Source organism: Bartonella sp. MU70NMGDW (genome assembly GCF_042194085.1).
Classification (GTDB): Bacteria; Pseudomonadota; Alphaproteobacteria; order Rhizobiales; family Rhizobiaceae; genus Bartonella; species Bartonella grahamii.
Window position 1 is genome coordinate 1 of sequence record NZ_JBHIMK010000436.1, and the last position, 968, is coordinate 968.

General features: G+C 39.4%; 1 protein-coding gene. It reads right to left on the bottom strand.

Going from position 1 to position 968, the window contains the following annotated elements; all coding sequences use genetic code 11:
* Positions 1 to 341: 341 nt before the first annotated feature.
* Positions 342 to 968: hypothetical protein (locus ACFIKE_RS11470; RefSeq protein WP_375650071.1), on the bottom strand; the 627-nt coding region annotated here is incomplete at its 5' end.

The following is a 968-nucleotide window of genomic DNA, read 5'->3' on the forward strand; positions in this document are numbered from 1 at the left end:
AATAATTTTTATAAAATTCCCATATATTTAACTAATAAATTTCCAGAATAATATAATATAAAAAACATAATTGTTGATAATATTGTCCTTTTTATACTCCAGTTCTCACCTTTAAATCTATTGTAAAAAAACATGCAAAATCCAAATCCAATTGCTGTTACTAAGGAGCGAGTAAAAGTATTCATAACAAAAAAATCCAAAATAAAATATCTATTATCACACACAAAAATATCCCTGAAATCAGTTTAGCCATAGCTTTAAAGTATGTTTACAATATCACTGATCTCAGAAATATCTTACTAGCTATTTTCTAAATAAATTAGAAACAGCCTCCCTCTACTTTACGGATGACATTGATTGTACTTATCTTTAAAACCGTTAATAGCTCCTCCAAATCCGCCTGCTACTGCTGTTTCCGGACCACCTAATAAACCAATTAATGCTCCTGCGCCTCCCTTTATGGCTGCTGATTCGACATAATCGCTTACTTCACAACTTGGATTCGGATGGCATTCATTGTACTTATCTATAAAACCGTCAGCAGCTCCTCCTAATCCGCCTACCAATGCTCCAGGTAAAACGCCAACACCTTCAGCTGCTAAACCAATTACTGCACCACTTGCTGCTCCTATGCCTCCGTGTATGACAGCTGCTTCAACATAATCGCTTGTTTCACAACTTGGTGCCGTATAGCATGCATTGTATTTATCTACCACAGCGTCACCAGCTCCTGCTAGTCCACCTCCTATTGCTCCATTGACAAAGCCAGAACCGACACCTCCCGGTCCAGAAAAAAGACCTCCAACTGCACCAGCAATACCTCCTATTAATTCTCCTACGATGCCACCTGCACCTGCTGCTTGGGCATGAGCGCCTGCGCTACAATCATCTTCTTCTGGAAAAAGCCAACTTTTTGGATGTGAGTTACTACTTGAATCACCAGCTCCTCCTATTCCGCCGCTTACTGC